Origin of the sequence: Hymenobacter gummosus (assembly GCF_003970915.1) — a bacterium.
Classification (GTDB): domain Bacteria; phylum Bacteroidota; class Bacteroidia; order Cytophagales; family Hymenobacteraceae; genus Solirubrum; species Solirubrum gummosum.
Genome location: NZ_RXOF01000009.1, coordinates 27,604 through 45,530, shown reverse-complemented (window position 1 = coordinate 45,530; position 17,927 = coordinate 27,604). Strand labels below are relative to the sequence as shown.

The 17,927-nt window shown below is 62.9% G+C and carries 10 protein-coding genes; 8 read left to right on the top strand and 2 right to left on the bottom strand.

Going from position 1 to position 17,927, the window contains the following annotated elements; translation table 11 throughout:
- Positions 1–17 precede the first annotated feature (17 nt).
- From EJV47_RS15740 to EJV47_RS15725, 4 genes are all read left to right on the top strand, one after another.
- Complete coding sequence (locus tag EJV47_RS15740; RefSeq protein WP_126694129.1) at positions 18–332, top strand: hypothetical protein; 315 nt, start codon at positions 18–20, stop codon at positions 330–332.
- Complete coding sequence (locus tag EJV47_RS15735) at positions 316–1,938, top strand: Ig-like domain-containing domain (RefSeq protein ID WP_126694128.1); 1,623 nt, start codon at positions 316–318, stop codon at positions 1,936–1,938. Before EJV47_RS15740 ends, EJV47_RS15735 begins: the two co-directional genes overlap by 17 nt.
- Before the next feature lie 986 nt (positions 1,939–2,924).
- Complete coding sequence (locus tag EJV47_RS15730; protein WP_126694127.1) at positions 2,925–3,416, top strand: DUF4385 domain-containing protein; 492 nt, start codon at positions 2,925–2,927, stop codon at positions 3,414–3,416.
- Between the two features lie 140 nt (positions 3,417–3,556).
- Entirely contained in the window at positions 3,557–4,036 is a 480-nt protein-coding gene (locus EJV47_RS15725) for a hypothetical protein (RefSeq protein ID WP_126694126.1), read from the top strand.
- A 440-nt stretch (positions 4,037–4,476) separates the two neighbouring features.
- Here the strand turns inward: EJV47_RS15725 and EJV47_RS15720 are convergent, their stop codons facing one another.
- Complete coding sequence (locus EJV47_RS15720) at positions 4,477–5,877, bottom strand: inorganic phosphate transporter (RefSeq protein ID WP_126694125.1); 1,401 nt, start codon at positions 5,875–5,877, stop codon at positions 4,477–4,479.
- A 350-nt stretch (positions 5,878–6,227) separates the two neighbouring features.
- Here EJV47_RS15720 and EJV47_RS15715 point away from each other — a divergent pair, with 350 nt between their 5' ends.
- Positions 6,228–7,748: a glycine--tRNA ligase gene (locus EJV47_RS15715; RefSeq protein WP_126694124.1), complete on the top strand. Its 1,521-nt coding sequence runs from the start codon at positions 6,228–6,230 to the stop codon at positions 7,746–7,748.
- Between the two features lie 158 nt (positions 7,749–7,906).
- A complete protein-coding gene (locus EJV47_RS15710) occupies positions 7,907–11,131 on the top strand; it encodes a DUF7948 domain-containing protein (protein WP_126694123.1) in 3,225 nt (1,074 codons plus the stop codon).
- Positions 11,132–11,204: 73 nt separating this feature from the next.
- Here EJV47_RS15710 and EJV47_RS15705 read toward each other — a convergent pair whose 3' ends face one another.
- A complete protein-coding gene (locus tag EJV47_RS15705) occupies positions 11,205–11,609 on the bottom strand; it encodes a hypothetical protein (RefSeq protein ID WP_126694122.1) in 405 nt (134 codons plus the stop codon).
- A gap of 212 nt (positions 11,610–11,821) precedes the next feature.
- Between EJV47_RS15705 and EJV47_RS15700 the strand changes: the two genes are divergently transcribed.
- Together EJV47_RS15700 and ileS are read left to right on the top strand one after the other, a co-directional pair.
- Positions 11,822–14,362: an efflux RND transporter permease subunit gene (locus EJV47_RS15700; RefSeq protein WP_126694121.1), complete on the top strand. Its 2,541-nt coding sequence runs from the start codon at positions 11,822–11,824 to the stop codon at positions 14,360–14,362.
- 154 nt (positions 14,363–14,516) lie between these two features.
- Positions 14,517–17,924 carry an isoleucine--tRNA ligase gene (ileS, locus tag EJV47_RS15695; RefSeq protein ID WP_126694120.1) on the top strand — a complete coding sequence of 1,136 codons (3,408 nt, stop codon included), beginning with the start codon at positions 14,517–14,519 and terminating at the stop codon, positions 17,922–17,924.
- Positions 17,925–17,927: the final 3 nt, after the last annotated feature.

Genomic DNA, 17,927 nt, shown 5'->3' with positions numbered 1-17,927 from the left:
TGTATTCACCGCATCCGATGAAGCCGCTGCTGCCCACTCGCCGTCGTTGCCCGCTCCGCCCGCTGCGGCGCCTGGCGCTGCTGGCCGGGCTGGAATTAGCGCTGCTGACGCCGGTTTTGGCCCAGCACAACCCCATCCGGCCCGATTCCGTCGTTGTACCTTCGCCCGGGGCGGATTCGGTGCGCACGGCGGTAGCGGTGCCCACCGAACCGCCCCCCGACGCCGAGCCCACGCCCGGCCCCGTCCGGGGCCGCGCCCGGTGGACCATCCTCGGGGCTTGCGTCCTGCTCACGATTTCCACGCTGCTGCTTTATAATGTCCGCTCGCGCTAATTCCCTGCTGCTCCTGCTCCCGGCCGGCCTGGCCCTGGCGGGCTGCGCCGCCATCAGCTCGCCCGAAGGCGGTCCGCGCGACCAGGTAGCGCCCAAGCTGGTCAGCACCGAGCCGAAAAATGGGGCTACCAACGTGAAAGAGCAACGCCTGCGCCTCACGTTTTCGGAGCAGGTACAGCTCAAGGAGCTGACCAAAAACCTGCTCATCACGCCCTCCATCCCCGACGACAACCCCTACAAAATCCGGGAGGAGCGCAGCAGCATCGAGCTGCGCTTCGAGAAGCCGCTGGACCCGAACACCACCTACGTGTTCAACTTCCGCGACGCCGTTACCGACATTACCGAGAGCAACCCGGCCCGCGACGTAATTGTGGCCTTTAGCACCGGCGCGGCCCTCGATTCCGGGCGCGTGAGCGGCTCCGTCACGCAGTTGCTCAGCGGGCAGCCCGAGGCCGACATCACCGTGGCCCTGTACCCCGCCGGCGACACCACCGACGTGCGCCGCCACCGCCCCTACTACCAGACGCGCTCCGACAAGAGCGGCAACTTCCAGCTGCGCAACCTGCGCGAGGGCAGCTACCGCATCTACGCCCTGCTCGACAAGAACAACAACAGCCGCTACGACGAGCCCGAACGCATTGCTTACCTGCCCGCGCCCGTTACCATTCAGCCGCGGCTCGATTCGGTGCGGCTCGTCACGGTGCGCCCCGACTCCAAGCGGCCCCTGATTCTGTCGCAGCAAACCTCGCCCGCGCAGTTCAAAATCGGCTACAACGAGGGGCTGCGGCAGTTCACGCTGGCGGCCCTGGGCCAGGCGCCCAACCCGGCCCTGCTCGAAGCCGCCGTGCTGCAGGAGCGCGGGCGCAGCGTGGTGATACAGCGCGGGGAGCTGGTGCCCGCCGGCCGCTACCTGATTTCGGCCGTCGACAGCGCCGGCAACGCGGGCGCGGATACCCTCAATGTGCGCTTCGAGGGGCAGGCCGCGCCGGCGCGCCGCGGGCCGCAGTACCAAGTGATAGGTGCCCCCCGCGAAGTGTACCGCCAAGGGCAGATTAAGCTGCAGTTCACCGAGCCGGTGCGCGTGCTCACCACCAAGCCCTTCGGCACGCTGCAGGAAGACTCCCTAACCCGCCGCCCCCTGCGCCTGCCCGCCGACGCCACGCTCAGCCCCGACCGCACCCAGCTGGCCGTAAACGTGAACACCAAGGCCAAAAACACCGTCACATTCATTCCCGACAGCACCGCCATCCTGGCCATCGGGGGCCAGTCGTTGCGCCTGCGCCCGCTGCGCCTGCGCGTGACGGAGCAGTCGACCACCGGCACGCTCTCCGGCACGGTGCAGACGGCTGCCCGCAGCTACGAGCTGCAGCTGCTCGACCAGAACCAGCAGGTGGTGCGCAGCCTCAGCAGCCCGCGCACCTTCCGCTTCGACAACCTCGACCCCGGCACCTACACCCTGCGCGTGCTCATCGACGCCGACAACGACGGCCGCTGGCGGGGCGGCGACCCGAAGCTGCTGCTGCCGGCCGAGCCGGTGTACCGGTTTCCGGAGCCCCAGCAGGTACGGGCCAACTGGGAAATTGAAAACCTAAAGCTGAGCTTCTAGCCGCTGCTTTCCCCGTTCAGGGCGCAGAAACCAGCCATCCGAGTACTACAGCCCCGGTGCCCCGCGCCGGGGCTTTTTTGTGCCTTGGCCGCTCGTCACTGCGGCCTGGCTGCAGTCCGCGCGTTGCCTTGCCGGCTCGTTTCGGCGGTAGAAAGCGGCTGCCTGCGCCGGGGGCGTTGCTACGGCTATCCGGCTGGAGCTGCCAGCCCCGTTTTGGCCCCCTCTATATTCGCGCAAGTAACTACACCCTGATTCTCAGCGCGCTTTTTGGGCTTGATTATCAGTTATCCACGTATCCACAGGCCAATGTGGAATTCTTCGGGCCCGAAAACCAGGTGCCGGCGTAACCTGGGGATAATGCGTGGATAAAGGCTGGATAACGGTGGATAGCCGTGGAGAAATAAGGGAAAAGTATTTTTGGCCGATTCAGCCGCCTACCAGTGCCCGCGGGCTGTGGACAGCCGTGGACAACTTCCCCAGGCTTTCGGCACTATCCACTTTCCACCGCCGTGTGAATTCACAGCCTTGTGCACAAGTGTGTGGATTGTCTAAAAAGCTGTTAATTATCAGTAAATCAGCACTCTAAAATGCACATGCCCTGTGGATAGCCGGTGTATAAGCCCGGTCTTGTACACATGTTATCCAGCGCTGTGCATAAGCCCGATTTTTATCCACTTATGAACAGCCCTAACAACCGAAGACAAAAAAGATTTTTAAAATTTTATTTAATGAAAAGTTATTAGGCAGGTGGATAAGTCGGGCCGGAAGGAAAATGCCCGGATGAGCAAGACCGGGCCGCCCAAGGCCGGCGGAGCGAAAAAGCGCCGGCGGACTCGCACCAAGAAAAGCAGTGGCCGGGCCGACCGGGGTGGATAAGCCGGCGGGCGGTATTGAATAGTGAACAAGGCTGCTGGCCGGAAACGGGGCCGGCGTTTACCCGCGCCGGTCGGGGTGCGTATACAGAGGCTCTTCGCCACGCCGTCGTCATGCCCTTCGATTATCAACAGGATTTCCACCACGTCGACTTCCGAAAACACCCGGAACGGTACCGGGTGGGCAAGGGGGAGCAGGGCGTGTTGCTCGTGCAGCCCTATAAGAGCGAAATCCTGCCCTTCTGGCGCTTCAAGACCCCCGCCATAGCCCGCGAGTCATCCGAGACGATTTACGGGCTGTTTCTGGCCTATTTAGCCGCCGATGATTTTGTGGGGGCCGACATGGCCCGCAAGTTTCTGCAGATGGGCTTCACCCGGGCCCGGCGCTACGCCAACCACCGCGGCGGCAAGAAGTACGACGGCCCCGTGCCGGCCGACAAGAAGGGCCAGAGCGGTGCCCACGGCCGCGCCGAGCTGCCCCGCGACCCGGAAGACCCCGAAAAAGCCGAAGCCGCCGCCATCTTCAAGGCCAAGTGGGACGAGGCCAAGCAGCACCCCGACTACCTGCGCCAGAAAGCCGACTTCGAGCAGCGCTACGGGAAATGAAATAAATGGCCAAATGGCTCGATGGTTAAATGGCTGGTCGTTCTGGCAACGTTGAACAGCTAGCCATTTGGCCATCGAACCATTTAGCCATTCCAAAACCTACCTTTACCTCACCTCCTACCTTCAACCCCTTGCACCTTATGAATACGCCCCAACCCCGCAGCACCGACGAAAACGAAATCGTGCTGGGCCAAGGCATGGGCCCGCTCAAGTTCGGCGCCAGCATGGACGAAGTCCGCGCCCTGATGGGCGAGCCGGAAGAAATTGAAGAGTCGGAAGACGACGACGAGTTCGAGCACCAGGCCTGGAACTACCTCGAAGAGGGCTATTCCCTGTACTTCGACCGCGAAGACGACTACCGCCTCTCCTGCATCGAAACCGACCACCCCGGCATGCGCCTCTACGGGGAGCCCATCCACGGCAAGTCGCCGGAGGAAATTCAGGCCCTGATGCAGCGCCACGGCCACGACCAGGGCGAAACCGAGAAGGTGGATACCGGCGAGATGCGCCTCTCCTACGAGAAGGAGATGATTGACCTTTACTTTGATGAGGACCAGCTGCAGTTCGTCAATTTCGGCGTCTACATCAACGACGACCTCGAAGTGCAGTGGCCCGCCTAAGCTGATAGTTATCCACAAATCGGGCGCTTTTTCGTGTTGATAAGTGGATAAGTAGCTGAAAGCAACCAGGAAGCGGTGCAAACGTGAACGGAATAAGCCAACCCTGCGTATAAGTCAGCTTCGGTAAGCAAAAACTGCCAAACAAAAAAGCCGCCCCGGTCTGGAGCGGCTTTTTGTGTTTAAGCGCGAAGGGCGACAAGTGACAGGTAACACGTAACAGGCAAAAAACGTCGTCCTCAGCCTAAGCGAACCGAAGGTCGACGTAGCTTCCGCCTGCCCGGCACCGTAGCTAAGGCCAACGGGGCAACGCTCTTTCGGCAACGGTAAAAACAAGCGCCGCCACCAACATCAGGGCGTTGGTGGCGGCGCTATTCAGTTAGTGCAGGGTGCGAGGAAGGTCCTTCGCTACGCTTTGCTGCGCTCAGGATGACGTGCTACGCTTACAGCACGGCGCGGAAGAAGAGGAACAGTACGCCCGACAGCACCATGGTCACGGGCAGGGTGAGCACCCAGGCCAGGGCGATGTTGCGCACCATGGAGGGGTTCAGGTTCTTGATGCCGCGGTTGGCCACCATGGAGCCGGCAATGGCCGACGACAGCACGTGCGTGGTGGAGGCGGGCAGGTGAAACTGCGTGCTCATGCCAATCATGGCGGCGGCTACCAGCTCGGAGGAGGCGCCCTGGGCGTAGGTCAGGTGCTCCTTGCCGATCCGCTCCCCGATGGTGACGACGATGCGCTTCCAGCCTACCATGGTGCCAATGCCCAGCGACAGGGACACGATGAGCACCACCCACTTGGGGGCGTAGTCGGTAAACTCGCGCATGTTGTCGATGGACGTCTCGTAGGTTTTGCGGTCCTGCGGGCTCAGGCTCACCCGCTCGCTGCCCATGAGCTTCTTGGCGCGGTTGTAGGTCAGCAGGATGGCGCGGCGAATCTGGAAGCGGTCCGACTCGGGCAGCTGCTTCACGTCGGTTTTGCCGGCGAAGATGCGGTCCAGCGTGGCGGTCTGCTGGTTGATTTCGGTGAGGGCCGTTTTCTCGTCGGGAGCCAGCTCAGCCACGTTGATGCGGCTCATCACCTGCTCCACCTGCGTGAGGGAGTTGCGCATATCCAGCGGATTCTTGCCCGCGTCCAGCGCAAACTTGAAGGGCAGGATGCCGATGAGGATGAGCATGATCAGGCCCACGCCCTTCTGCCCGTCGTTGGAGCCGTGGAAGTAGCTCACCAGCGTGCAGGTCGCAATCAGGATAAGTCGAATCCAGAGGGGTGGCGGCTTGCGCTTGTGCGGCTCCTTGAAGATGGCCTTGGACTTGACGAAGCGCTTCAGCACGAACATCAGGATGATGGTGAGCGTGAAGCCGAACAGCGGGCCGACGAGCAGGGCAATGCCGGTTTCGGTGGCCTTGCTCCAGTTCACGGCCGCGCCGGAGGAGTCGGGCAGCAGGGAGAAGGCAATGCCCACGCCCAGAATGGAGCCGATGAGCGCGTGCGAGGAGGAAGCCGGGATGCCGTAGTACCAGGTGCCCACGTTCCAGATAATGGCCGCCAGAATCAGGGAGCCCACCATGGCAATGCCGTGGTAGATGTTCTGATCGACCAAACTTTCGACGGGCAAGAGGTACACGATGCCCATGGCTACCCCGATACCGCCGCCGAACACGCCGATGAAGTTCCAGAAGGCCGACCAGATAACTGCCACCCAGGGCCGCAGCGTATTGGTGTAAATGACGGTTGCTACGGCGTTGGCCGTGTCGTGAAAGCCGTTGACGAATTCAAACGCGCAAGCGGCCACCAGACACACCAGCAGCAGCAGGAGCACTTGAGGCTCTAAGCCAAGCATATGGGAGAGAGTTGGTGAGCGAAGGGAAAATTGCCGCCAAAAGTACAGTCGGCCAGAAGGGGCGCAAGATTATGAAATTGTTACCGGCCAGGGCGGCACCCGGGCCCGAGCGTCAGGCCTTGTACCAAAGGTTCTGCAAAAAGTTTAACAATAGTAGCTTACGCACCCGCCAGAACGCCCAGCCCCCGCCCGCGTAAACTCGCCGCCCGGAGGCGCTATGCTTGGCTACTTCGTCCTACTTTTGCCCCTGAACCAGAGCTTAGAGCTGAAAACCGAGCGGCCAGCCTCCCAGCCGGCCGCGGCTGCGTCGTACGCTCCGAGCTTCAAGCTCTCCTCTTTCTCCTTATCCAATGAGCAAGCCCGCGCAATCCGCCGCCAATACCACCGAAGGCACCCTGGCCGACATCGTGTCGCACGCCAAGGAATACGGCTTCGTATTTCCCTCCTCCGAAATCTACGACGGCCTGGCCGCCGTGTACGACTACGGCCCCAACGGCGTGGAGCTGAAAAACAACCTGAAACTGCTCTGGTGGAAGGCCATGACCCAACTCAACCAGAACGTGGTGGGCATCGACGCGGCCATCTTCATGCACCCGACCACCTGGAAGGCCTCCGGCCACGTCGACGGCTTCTCCGACCCGATGATTGACAACCTCGACAGCAAAAAGCGCTACCGCGCCGACGTGCTGCTGGAGGAAAAAGCCGCCGAGTACGAGAAGAACGGGGAGCTGGCCCGGGCCGAAACCCTGCTGGCCGAAATGGGCCGCCTGCTCACCGACAACGACCTGGCCGGCGTCAAGCAGCTCATCATCGATGAACAGATTCTCTGCCCGATCAGCAAAACCGGCAACTGGACCGACGTGCGCCAGTTCAACCTGATGTTCTCGACGCAGATGGGCGCGGTGGCCGAGGGCGCCAGCGAAATTTACCTGCGCCCCGAAACGGCCCAGGGCATCTTCGTCAACTTCCTGAACGTGCAGAAGTCGGCCCGCCAGAAGGTGCCTTTCGGTATTGCCCAGATCGGCAAGGCCTTCCGCAACGAAATCGTGGCCCGGCAGTTCATCTTCCGCATGCGGGAGTTCGAGCAAATGGAAATGCAGTTCTTCGTGCGCCCTGGCACCGAAAACGAGTGGTACCAGCACTGGAAAGCCGCCCGCCGCCGCTGGCACGAGGTGCTGGGCCTGCCCGCCGACAAGCTGCGCTTCCACGACCACGAAAAGCTGGCCCACTACGCCAAGGCTGCCGTCGACATTGAGTACGAATTCCCCTTCGGCTTCAAGGAAATCGAGGGTATCCACTCCCGCTCCGACTTCGACCTCACGCAGCACCAGCAGTACAGCCGCAAAAAGCAGCAGTATTTTGACAACGACGTGAACCCCGAAACCGGCAAGCCCTACGGCAACTACGTGCCCTTCGTGGTGGAAACGTCGGTGGGCGCCGACCGCCTGTTCCTGGCTACGCTCTGCCAGGCGTTCCAGGAAGAAACCATCGTGGAGGGTGAGGGCGAGGAGCAGAAAACCAAGACCCGCAAGCTGCTGCGCCTGCACCCGGCCGTGGCCCCGGTGAAGGCCGCCATCTTCCCGCTGGTGAAAAAGGACGGGCTGCCCGAAAAGGCCAACGAAATCTACAACTCGCTGCGCCACGACTTCCGCCTGGTGGTGGAGGAGAAGGACAGCATCGGCACGCGCTACACCCGCCAGGACCTCATCGGCACGCCCTTCTGCATTGCCGTCGACCACCAGACGCTGGAGGACGACACCGTGACGGTGCGCCACCGCGACTCGCGGGAGCAGACGCGCATGCCCATCAGCGAACTGCGCGGCTACATCGGCGAGGCGGTGAGCCTCTCGCGCATCTTCGAGCAACTGTAGGGCTAGGGTTAAAAAACAATTAAGATTCCGGGCGTTCCGTGCGAACCGTCGGGGTGGGCAAGCTTTTTGCTGGCCGGCCCCGACGGTTTGTTTTGTTTCCGCAAGACGAATCTATCCTGCTTCGGCCGCTGAATTTCTCTTCTCATACTGTTTAGCTTATGCACACAATTACGCAGTTGCGCCGCACGCTGAGTGCGGTAGCCGGGGGCTGCATGGCCGGGTTGCTGGCCTGCCTGCCCTTCCACAATGCCCAGGCCGGCGCGGGGGAACCGCCGCTGGCCGCCCGCGCCGGCGCCGTCGCGTCCCCCTCGGAGCCGCACTGGCAGTTCGTCGAAAACCGCAACCAGTGGCCTGGGCGGGTGCGCTACGCGGTGGATTTGCCCATGGGCAAGCTCTACCTGGAAAAGGGCCGCCTGACCCACTCCCTCTACGACGTGGCCACGGCCGACGAGCTGCAGCATCACCCGGGCAAAGCCGCTACCGGGCGGGTGAAGGCCCACTCGTACGCGGTGAGCTTCGAAGGGGCCAGTGAGCAGGCCGAGCTGCTGGCCAGCGGCAAGGCCGTGACCCAGCGCAACTACTTCCTGGGCGACGACCCGCAGAAGTGGGCCACCAAGGTGCCGGCCTTCGCCGAAGTGCGCTACCAGAAGCTCTACCCCGGCACCGATTTGCGCCTGTACAGCCGCGCCGACGAGCTGGAGTACGACTTCGAGCTGGCTGCCGGCGCCGACCCGGGCCGCATCCGGCTGCGCTACGACGGGGTAGAAAGTCTGCGCGTGGGCCCCGATGGCACCCTGCGCATTGCCACGTCGGTGGGCGAGGTGCGCGAAAAGCGCCCAGTGGCCTACCAGCTGGTCGACGGGCAGCGCCAGCCGGTGCCCTGCGAGTTTCAGGTGGACAAGCAGACGGTGAGCTTCCGCCTGCCCAAGGGCTACAACCGCCGCCTGCCGCTGGTTATCGACCCGGTGCTGGTGTATTCTTCCTACTCCGGCTCCACGGGCAACAACTACGGCTACACGGCCACCTACGACTCGGTGGGCAACCTGTACGCCGGCGGGGTGGTGTTCAACCCCGGCTTCCCCGTGACGCCGGGCGCCTACGACGTGAGCTTCACCACCGGCACCGACATGGGCATTCTGAAGTTCAACCCGGCGGCGGCCACCGGGCCGGCTTCGCTGCTCTACGCCACCTACATCGGCGGCAGCGGGGCCGACCACCCGCACAGCATGGTCGTCGACCACCAGAACAACCTGATTGTGATGGGCTCGTCGAGCGGGAGCTTCCCGGTAACGAGCAGCTCCTACGATAACACCTACAACAGCGGCGCGGCCGACATCGTGCTCTGCAAGCTCAACTCCACGGGCAGCACCCTGCTGGGCTCCACCTACATCGGCGGCAGCGGCAACGACGGGCAGATCAGCGGGGCGCTGGACAAAAACTATGGCGACGATTACCGCGGCGACGTGATTGTGGACCGGCTGGGCTACATCTACCTGGCCTCGGTGACGCGCTCCGCCAACTTCCCCTCCAACCTGGGCTTCCAGCGCAGCCTAAGTGGCGCCAGCGACGCAGTAGTGGCCAAGTTCACCCCCACGCTGGGCGGCCTGGAGTGGTCGACCTACCTGGGCGGCACGGGCGAAGAGGCGGCTTACTCGCTGCAGGTCGACAGCCTGCGCAACGTCATCGTGAGCGGGGGCACCAGCAGCCCCAACCTGCCGGGCACCGCCGGCGCCCTGTACAGCAGCTCGCGCGGGGGCACCGACGGCTTCGTGGCCCGCATTGCGGCCGACGGCAGCACCCTGCAGCGCGCCACCTTCCTGGGCACTAGCAGCTACGACCAGGCCTACTTCGTGCAGCTCGATAGGGCGGCCAACGTGTACGTGCTGGGCCAGACGGAGGGCGCATACCCCGTGACGCCGAACGTGTACAGCAACAGCGGGGCGCGCCTGTTTCTGCACAAGCTGAACTACGCGCTGACGACCACCCTGTTTTCCACCACGCTGGGCGCCTCGGGCGGCAGCACGGTGAATATGTCGCCCACGGCCTTCCTCATCGACAACTGCGGGCAGGTGCTGCTCTCGGCCTGGGGCGGCTCGTTCACGCTGGGCTCGGTAACCAACGCGCCCACCACGCCCGACGCCATTCAGCGCACCACCACCGGGGGCTCGTTCTACCTGATGCAGCTCTCGCGCAACGCGGGCCGGCTGGTCTACGGCTCGTTCTTCGGCACCAGCAGCCCGCATGTCGACGGCGGCACCTCGCGCTTCGATAAGCGGGGCATCATCTACCAGTCGATGTGCGTGAGCGGGGGCATGCCCACTACGCCTAACGCCTTCTCGAACTCCAACCGCAGCTTCTTCAACAACGGTGCCTTCAAGATGGACATCCTGCAGCTGCGCGCCGACTTTGTGCAGTCGAACTCGCCCACCGGGCCGCGTATTCAGAACGGCTGCGCGCCCTTCCAGGTGTTTTTCCGCCCCGGCACGCAGGTCGGCAACAGCCTGCGCTGGAGCTTCGGCGACGGGGCCACGTCGACCCAGATGGGCACGGTGACGCACACCTACAACGCCCCCGGCCGCTACGTCGTCACGCTGACGGTGCTGGATACCACGGCCTGCCTGCAAAGCAAAACGGCCACCGATACGGTGGTGGTGTACGGCGTGCCCGCCGCCGCGGCCGGCCCCGACCAGGCCATCTGTCCGGGCGGCTCGGCCCAGCTGTCGGCCGCGGTGGGCGGCATTGCGGGCTCGACGTATACCTGGACTACGGCCGCCGGCACCTCTATCGGCACCGGGCAGTCGGTTACCGTCAGCCCCACCGTCACGACCAACTACTTCCTGGTAGTGGGGGCGCCGGGTGGCTGCTCGCGCCGCGACACGGTGCAGGTGCGCGTGGCTACTACCCCGCAGCTGCAGGTAAGCTACCAGCGGCAGGTATTCACTAACCGGCCGGTGACCTTTACCAACACCACCGTCACGCCGGGCGCTACCACCTACGCCTGGAATTTCGGCGACGGGCAGACCGCGGCCGAAGCCTCCCCCACGCACACCTACACCGCCCCTGGCCGCTACCAGATCCGGCTGCGGGCCACCTACGGCACGGGCTGCACGGTGGAGCAGGTGTTTGAAATCGAGGTACGGCGCTTTGATTTGCCCAACGTCATTACCCCGAACGGCGACGGGCAGAACGACTCGTTCCGGCCGTTCGTGAGCTTCGAGTCGGTGAGCATCGAGGTATTCAACCGCTGGGGCAAGAAGGTCTTCACGCAGCCGAACTACACCGGCGCCTGGGGCACCGACAACGTGCCCGCCGGGGTGTACTACTACCAGCTCAAGGCCCAATCGGGGGAAACCTGGAAGGGCTGGGTGGAAGTAGTGCGCTAAGCGCCGCCGCCAGACGCAACAAGGCCCCGGGTGACGTCACCCGGGGCCTTGTTGCTTTCAAACGAAACTGTAGTTAGCGGCCGTTGAGCCAGGCCGTGGCTTCGCGGCGGGAGGTAAAGTAGTTGAACTCTACCTGCTCGGGAATGAGCGTGGTGCCGCTCACCGGGCAGTTATTGATTTGGTATTGGTACTGCCCCTCGCTGAGCACGGCGGCAATAAAGACGGGCCGCGGCACGCGGGTGGGCAGATGCAGCTGCAGGGGCTCCACAATCCACTGCTCGTGGTCGTCGGTGGAGGGGGCGTTGCGCTTCAGATCGAGCAGCAGCTTGCCCACGTTCTGGTTGAGCATTTCCTGCAGGGCGCACTGGTAGGCCTGCCCGAAGGAGAGGTCGAGGTGAGTAGCGCTGAAGCTCAGATGCAGGATTTCGTCGGCTGCGTTGTAAGTCAACGAGGCCGCGGGCGAGTAAAAAAGGGTCATCGAAGGCTGGAGGCCGCCGGAAACGGTGAACGGTAGGGCAGGCAGGAGCGGGAATGGCGGCGGCAAAATGTACGACCATATACGCGGATTTTAACATAGTGAGTTACAGATGCTTGTATAAATAATTGATTTTCTGTTCCGGGTGCTATTTCCCCGGAAAATTCCCCCAAATGTCAATGCGTACCTTTGCCCCAATTTTCCTGCTGTAGCCGATGTGGAGTAAGCTCGCCCTGCTGATTATCAAGAACCGCCGCCTGCTCGTTGGGCTGCTGGCCATCATCACCGCTTTCATGGCCTGGAAGGCCAAGGACGTGGAAATGACCTACGACTTTGCCCAGGTCGTCTCGCCCGACGACCCGGACATGGTGTACTTCCAGCAGTTCAAAAAGACCTTCGGGGAAGACGGCAACGTGCTGGTGCTGGGGCTGCAGGACAGCTCGGTGTACCGGCTCGGCAACTTCAACGAGCTGCGCCTGCTCACCGATACCCTGAGCAAGGTGGAGGGCGTGAGCGGGGTGCTGTCGGTGACCAAGCTCATCCAGCTCACCAAGGATACCGCCAACCAGCGCTTTGCCACGGCGCCCATCTTCCGCACCTTCCCGCAGACGCAGCGGGAGCTGGACTCGTTGATGCGCATCGTGAACCGGCAGGAATTTTACAAGGGGCAGCTCATCAGTCCTACCACCGGAGCCACCCTGCTGGCCCTGACGATGGACCCGAAGTACCTGAACTCCTCGAAGCGGCAGGCGGTGATGAAAAACATCCTGGGCCACGCCGAGCGGTTCACGAAGAAAACGGGCATCAAGCTGCACTACGCCGGCCTGCCCTACGTGCGCTCCACCATGACCACCAAGGTGGCGGGCGAAATGAGGTTTTTCCTGATGCTGGCCGCCCTGGTCACCAGCGCCACGCTGCTGGTGTTTTTCCGCACGTGGTCGGCGGTGGTGTTTCCGCTGCTCATCGTGGGCGTGGCCGTTATCTGGTGCGTGGGCACCATCGTGCTGCTGGGCTACAAAATCACCCTACTCACGGGCCTGATTCCGAGCATTCTGATTGTAATCGGCATTCCGAACTGCACCTACCTGCTCTCCCGCTACCACTACGACTACCGGATTTCGGGCAACCAGGTGCTGGCCATGGTGCGGGTGGTGCGCAAAATCGGGCTGGTGACCTTGATGAACAACACGGCCACGGCTACCGGCTTTTTCGTGTTCTGCTTCACCAACATTGCCATCCTGTACCAGTTCGGCTGGGTGGCCACGCTGAGCATTTTCGCGGCCTTTTTCATCTCGATTATCCTCATTCCGATAGTCTTTACTTACCTGCCGCCGCCCACGCCCAAGCAGCTGGAGCACCTCGACGCCAAGCCGCTGACCAAGCTGCTGGAGTTCTTCGACTACCTGGTGCTGGAGCGCCGCGGCACGGTGTACGGCATTGCGCTGGTGCTCTGCGCGCTGGGGGCGCTGGGGGCTTCGCGCCTGCAGGCCGTGTCGTACATGGTGGATGATCTGCCCAAGAACTCCTCGGTCAACTCCGATTTGAAGTTCTTCGAGGAGCACTTCAACGGGGTGATGCCGCTGGAAATCGTGGTGGATACGGGCAAGAAGCGCGGCATCCTGAAGCTGAGCAACCTGGAGCGTATCGACCGGCTGGAAAACTACCTGCGCACCCAGCCCGAACTGACCTCGCCCATCAGCATCGTCACTTTCCTGAAGGCCGCTACCCAGACCTTCTACAACGGCGACCCGAGCTACTACCGCCTGCCCGACAACTCCGAGCGCAACTTCATCCTGAGCTACCTGGCCCGCTCGCGCAGCGCCGCCCCGGCCGCCTCGGATAGCACCGCCGCCGGCGCCGACAGCACCCGGACGGCCCCCGCCCCGGCCCCCAAAGCCGCCGCCAGCATGAACGACAAGCTGCTGCGCTCCTTCACCGATTCGCTCGGCCAGAAAGCCCGTATCAGCCTCAAAATTGCCGATATCGGCTCCCGCAACCTCGATACCCTGCTGCTGACCAAGATTCAGCCCCAGATCAACGAAATCTTCAAGGGCACGGGCATGGAAGTGAAGATGACCGGCACCACCATCCTCTTCACCAAGGGCAACGAGTACGTTATCGGCACCCTGCGCAACAGCCTGATTCACGCCTTCGGGCTGGTGGGCCTGATTGTGCTCATCCTGTTCCGGTCCATCCGCTCGGTGTTCTTCACCCTGCTGCCGAACTTCGTGACGCTGCTGCTCACGGCCGGCATCATGGGCTTCTTCGGCATTGCCTTGAAGCCCGCCACCGCCCTGATTTTCTGCATTGCCCTGGGCATCGACGGGGACAATTCCATTCACCTGCTGGCCAAGTTCCGGCAAGAAATGGCCGCCAACGGCCGGCGCGTGCGGGCCGCCATCAGCACCACGCTGAGCGAGGCCGGCACCAGCATGATTTACACCAGCATCGTGCTCTTCGTGGGCTTCAGCATCTTCGCTTTCTCCGAATTCGGCGGCACCAAGGCCCTGGGTTTGCTCATGTCGGCCAGCTTGCTGATTACCAACTTCTCGAACCTGATCTTGCTGCCCACGCTGCTGGTAACCTTCGAGCACGGCAAGGACGAAACCATCGACCAGGCCATGATCAAGCACTACGACGACCAGTACCACGAAGAAGACGACGACCTGGAGCTGAACCTGAACCGCATCAAGGTGAAGCGTGGCGGACCCCATCCCCCGACCCCTTCCCCTCAGGCAGAAGGGGAGTCAGTGTAGCTTCTGGTCGTTGCTTGCTGTATCTGAGCCTTTTTGCCCACAACTTTGTTGACACCCGATAACCAACCTACCTAGCCTGAACTAAAGCTATGAAGCTAGTTCCCCCTCTCCCGGAGGGGAGGGGGCTAGGGGGTGGGGTCCGACGATAAATCCGATGAAATACCCCGAATACAAACAGCCCTTCGACTACGCCAAAGTCGGCTCCGACATCCTGAGCTGGTGGCAGCAGAACCACATCTTCGAGCAGAGCGTGTCGACCCGCGAGGGCCGCGACACCTTCGTGTTCTACGAAGGCCCGCCCTCGGCCAACGGTGCCCCCGGCATCCACCACGTGATGGCCCGGACGGTGAAGGACATCTTCTGCCGCTACCAGACGCTCAACGGCAAGCAGGTCCACCGCAAAGGCGGCTGGGACACCCACGGCTTGCCCATCGAGCTGCAGGTGGAAAAGGAGCTGGGCATCACCAAGGAGGACATCGGCAAGAAAATCAGCGTCGAGGAGTACAACCAGCGCTGCCGCGAAACGGTGATGCGCTTCAAGCACCAGTGGGACGAGCTGACCGAGAAGATGGGCTACTGGGTCGACCTGAACGACCCGTACATCACCTTCGAGCCGGAATACATCGAAAGCTGCTGGGCCCTGCTCAAGAAGCTCTACGACAAGGGCCTGCTCTACAAGGGCTACACCATCCAGCCGTATTCCCCGGCCGCTGGCACCGGCCTCAGCTCGCACGAGCTGAACCAGCCCGGCACCTACAAGGACGTGAAGGACACGACCATCGTGGCCGAGTTCGAAGTGAAGCGGGATGAGCAGTCGGAAAAGCTGTTTGCCCTGGCCGACGGCCTGCCCGTGTTCATCATGGCCTGGACGACCACGCCCTGGACCCTGCCGGCCAACACCGCGCTGGCCGTGGGCAAGAACATCCGCTACGCCGTGATGCGCACCTTCAACCCCTACACCTACGAGCCCCAGGTGGTGGTGCTGGCCAAAGATTTGGTCGGCCGCTACTTCACCGAGAAGGGCGCGCAAGTGGCCTTCGAAGACTACAAAGCCGGCGACAAAGTCCTGGCCTGGCAGCAGCTGGGCGAGTTCAGCGGCGCCGAGCTGGCCGGCATCAAGTACGAGCGTCTGTTCAACCAGCAGGCTGGTTTCCCGTCCTTTGAAGGGGAGGAGCGGGCCTTCCGCGTCATCGTCGGCGACTTTGTGACCACCGAGGATGGTACCGGCATTGTGCACATCTCGCCGACCTTCGGCGCGGACGACTTCCGCGTGGCCCAGCAGAACGACATTCCGGCCCTGCTGGTCGCCGACGACCAGGGCAAGCTCGGCCCCATCGTGGACCGCACCGGGCGCTACGTGGCGCAGATGGGCGAATTCGGCGGCCGCTGGGTGAAAAACTACGACGGCCACGACGAATCGGCCGCCGACTACCGCACCCTCGACGTGGACATCAGCGTGCGCCTCAAGGAGCGCGGCCGGGCCTTCAAGGTGGAGAAGTACGAGCACACCTACCCGCACTGCTGGCGCACCGACAAGCCCGTGCTCTACTACCCGCTCGACTCGTGGTTTATCAAGACCACGGCCGTGAAGGACCGCCTCATCGAGCTCAACAAAACCATCAACTGGAAGCCCGAAAGCACCGGCACCGGCCGCTTCGGCAACTGGCTGGAAAACCTGGTCGACTGGAACCTGAGCCGCTCGCGCTACTGGGGTACGCCGCTGCCCATCTGGCGCACCCAGGACGGCTCGGAAGAGCTGTGCATCGGCTCCATCGCCGAGCTGAGCTCCGAAATCGACAAGGCCGTGGCCGCCGAGGTGATGACGCATAACCCCATCAAAACCGGGGAAATGACCGATTTGCACCGGCCCTACGTGGACGATATTTTCCTCGTCTCGCCCAGCGGCCAGCCCATGTACCGCGAAACGGACCTCATCGACGTGTGGTTCGACAGCGGCGCCATGCCCTACGCGCAGTGGCACTTCCCCTTCGAAAACCACGAGAAATTCCAGCGCAATTTCCCGGCGGATTTCATTGCAGAGGGCGTCGACCAGACGCGCGGCTGGTTCTTCACCCTGCACGCGCTGGGCGTGATGCTGGAGGACTCGGTGGCGTTTAAAAACGTCATTGCCAACGGCCTGGTGCTCGACAAGAACGGCAACAAGATGTCGAAGCGCCTTGGCAACGCCATCGACCCGTTCAAGACCATCGACCAGTACGGCCCCGACGCCACGCGCTGGTACATGATTGCCAACGCCCAGCCCTGGGACAACCTCAAGTTCGACCTCGCGGGCATCACGGAGGTGCAGCGCCGCTTCTTCGGCACGCTGTTCAACACCTACTCGTTCTACGCCCTCTACGCCAACCTCGACGAGTTCCAGGCCCGCGAATTCGACCGCGTGCCCGTGGCCGAGCTGACCGAGCTGGACCGCTGGATCCTGTCGAAGCTGCAGTCGCTCATCCTCGAAGTGCGCGGCCATTTCGACAACTACGACCCCACGAAAGCCGCCCGCGCCATCCAGGATTTCGTCACCGACCAGCTCTCCAACTGGTACGTGCGTCTCTCGCGCGGCCGTTTCCGCAAGGGCGAGCTGACGGCCGACAAGAAAGCCGCCTTCGAGACGCTGCAGCAGTGCCTGGTGGTGGTGGCGCAGCTGATGTCGCCCATCGCGCCCTTCTTCGGCGAGTGGCTGTACAAGAACATGACCGACGGCATGCGCGCCGAGGCCACCGAGAAAAACACGCCCCTGCGCTACGAATCAGTCCACCTGACGGAGCTGGTGCAGGCCGAGGAAAACCTCATCGACAAGGCCCTGGAGGAGCGCATGGACCTGGCCCAGCGTGTGTCGTCCTTGACGCACTCGCTGCGGAAAAAGTCGGCCATCAAGGTACGCCAGCCCCTGCAGCGCATCCTGGTGCCGGTGCTGACGGAGACGACCCGCGGGCAGGTAGGGAAGGTGGAAGACCTGATCTGCGCCGAGGTGAACGTGAAGCACGTGGAGTTCCTCGACGATACCAGCGGGGTGCTGGTGAAGTCGGTGAAGCCCAACTTCAAGCGCCTGGGCCAGCAGTTCGGTCCGCGCCTCAAGGCCGTGGCCGCCCGCATCCAGCAGATGACGCCGGAGGAAATCAGCCAGCTCGAAAAAGCCGGTCAGCTCGCGGTAGAGGTTGATGATCAGCCCGTCACGCTCACGCCCGAGGACGTGGAAATCCGCACCGAGGACCTGCCCGGCTGGCTGGTGGCCACCGACGGCCCGCTCACCGTGGCCCTCGACGTGACCCTGACCGACGAGCTGCGCCACGAAGGCGTGGCCCGCGAGCTGGTGAACCGCCTGCAGAACCTGCGCAAGGATTCGGGCCTGGAGGTACAGGACAAAATCCGCGTCACCCTCGGCGCCGACCAGCCCGAGCTGGTGCAGGCTGTGGAAAACTTCGGTGACTACATCCGCACCGAAGTGCAGGCCGTGTCGCTCGATCTGGTAAGCGGTTTCGGCGCCGATTCCGTGCTCGAATTCGACGAGTACAAGGTGCCGGCGCAGCTGGAAGTTGTCAAGAACGGCTAACTG

Coding starts and splice junctions, on each gene's coding strand:
- EJV47_RS15710 (WP_126694123.1), top strand. CDS start 7,907: ATGCACACAATTACGCAGTTGCGCCGCACGCTGAGTGCGGTAGCCGGG.
- EJV47_RS15720 (WP_126694125.1), bottom strand. CDS start 5,877: ATGCTTGGCTTAGAGCCTCAAGTGCTCCTGCTGCTGCTGGTGTGTCTG.
- EJV47_RS15725 (WP_126694126.1), top strand. CDS start 3,557: ATGAATACGCCCCAACCCCGCAGCACCGACGAAAACGAAATCGTGCTG.
- EJV47_RS15740 (WP_126694129.1), top strand. CDS start 18: ATGAAGCCGCTGCTGCCCACTCGCCGTCGTTGCCCGCTCCGCCCGCTG.
- EJV47_RS15730 (WP_126694127.1), top strand. CDS start 2,925: ATGCCCTTCGATTATCAACAGGATTTCCACCACGTCGACTTCCGAAAA.
- EJV47_RS15735 (WP_126694128.1), top strand. CDS start 316: ATGTCCGCTCGCGCTAATTCCCTGCTGCTCCTGCTCCCGGCCGGCCTG.
- EJV47_RS15705 (WP_126694122.1), bottom strand. CDS start 11,609: ATGACCCTTTTTTACTCGCCCGCGGCCTCGTTGACTTACAACGCAGCC.
- ileS (WP_126694120.1), top strand. CDS start 14,517: ATGAAATACCCCGAATACAAACAGCCCTTCGACTACGCCAAAGTCGGC.
- EJV47_RS15715 (WP_126694124.1), top strand. CDS start 6,228: ATGAGCAAGCCCGCGCAATCCGCCGCCAATACCACCGAAGGCACCCTG.
- EJV47_RS15700 (WP_126694121.1), top strand. CDS start 11,822: ATGTGGAGTAAGCTCGCCCTGCTGATTATCAAGAACCGCCGCCTGCTC.